This window comes from Collinsella aerofaciens, assembly GCF_964243765.1.
In the GTDB taxonomy this organism is placed as follows: Bacteria; Actinomycetota; Coriobacteriia; order Coriobacteriales; family Coriobacteriaceae; genus Collinsella; species Collinsella aerofaciens_BU.
In genome coordinates this window covers 1-1539 of sequence record NZ_CAXTGI010000025.1, presented here as the reverse complement: position 1 = coordinate 1539, position 1539 = coordinate 1, and the positions used below count along the sequence as shown (strand labels likewise).

At 60.2% G+C, this 1539-nt stretch carries 2 protein-coding genes; both read left to right on the top strand.

The window, feature by feature from the left end:
* Window positions 1-126 (top strand): arginine deiminase family protein (locus ACESSC_RS09740; RefSeq protein WP_229770747.1); only part of this gene is annotated, 126 nt, incomplete at its 5' end.
* A gap of 149 nt (window positions 127-275) precedes the next feature.
* Window positions 276-1400, top strand: coding sequence for an aminotransferase (locus ACESSC_RS09735; protein WP_373162737.1), 1125 nt, complete (start codon window positions 276-278; stop codon window positions 1398-1400).
* Window positions 1401-1539: the final 139 nt, after the last annotated feature.

The following is a 1539-nucleotide window of genomic DNA, read 5'->3' as shown; positions in this document are numbered from 1 at the left end:
ACCGTCACCAACGACGTGCTGTACAAGGAGGGCCTGGACCTTCTCGTCGTGCCCTCCGCCGAGCTCTCCCGCGGCCGCGGCGGCCCGCGCTGCATGAGCATGCCCTTCTGGCGTGAGGACCTCTAAGGTCTTCTAGGACCCGTATAGGTCTTAATACATACATCTAGCTGACGTTAGATGTCTCCCATTGGGGCGGTGCGGGTTTTCGCGCCGCCCCAATCTTGTATGAGGAACGTCAACACGGTTGGATGACTGCTTTTGTAAGGAGCTTGGCCATGGACATTAAGACGATTGGCGTTGAGGAATGGCTCAACGTTTGGGAGAAGAGCGCCACGTGGGACATCGCCCAGTCGACGATCTCGTCGCTCACCATGGGCGAGCTGCGCGCGCTCGATGAGCAGGACGGCGCCACGTTCTACGAGCGCCTGGATCGCGAGAAGATGAACTACGGCTGGATCGAGGGATCGCCGGAATTTAAGGCCGAGGTCGCCAAGCTGTATCGTCGCGATGTCAATCCCGATCACATTCTGCAGACCAATGGCTGCACGGGCGCCAACCTCAACGCCGTCATGGCCGTTGTGGAGCCCGGCGATCACGTGATTGCCGAGTGGCCTACCTATGCGCCGCTCTACGAGATTCCGCGTACGCTGGGTGCCGAGGTCGAGTATTGGGAGCTCCGCGAGGAGCTCGGCTGGAAGCCCGATATCGATGAGCTCAAGCGCTTGGTGCGCCCCAACACCAAGCTCATCTGCATCAATAACGCATCGAACCCCATCGGTACGGTGCTCGATGCCGATATGCTCGGGCAGATTGCCGAGATTGCCCGTTCGGTGGGCGCCTACGTGCTGTGCGACGAGGTGTATCTGCCGCTCGGGAACACCGAGTCCTTTATGTCGATGGCCGACGTGTACGAGAAGGCCATTGTCACCAACTCGGTGTCCAAGACCTATTCGACGCCTGCGGCCCGCGTGGGCTGGGTCGTGGCCAACGAAGAGGTGTCCAACCGCATCCGCACCTATCGTGACTACACCATGATCTGCGGCGGCGTGTTCAACGACGCCCTGGCGACCTACGTGCTCGAGCACAAGGACAAGATTCTCGAGCGCAACCGTAAGATCGTGTTTGGCAACCGCGATATCGCGCAGGCTTGGATCGATACGCAGCATCGCGTTTCCTGGACGGCCCCGCAGGGAATATCCACCTCGTTTATCCAGCTGGATATTCCCGAGGATGACGAGGAATTCTGTAAGCGCCTGTTGGCCGAGAGGGGAGTGCTGCTGGTCCCCGGCAGCCGCTTTGAGCTTCCCTGCGGCGCACGCCTGGGCTACTGCGCGAGCGAAGACGTTCTTCGCGAGGGCCTGAGGCTTTTGGGCGAGGCACTGGCGGAGTTCGATCGCTAGGATTCCGACGATTTTCGAGGGCCTTATCCAAATTGGCCGAAGATAATCGAAAACGGACCCGTTTGGGGGTGCGGACAGAAAGTTGGACCGCGGGGCGGTCCGGACTGGAGGTTCGCATGTACAGCAGGGAGAAGGTCGA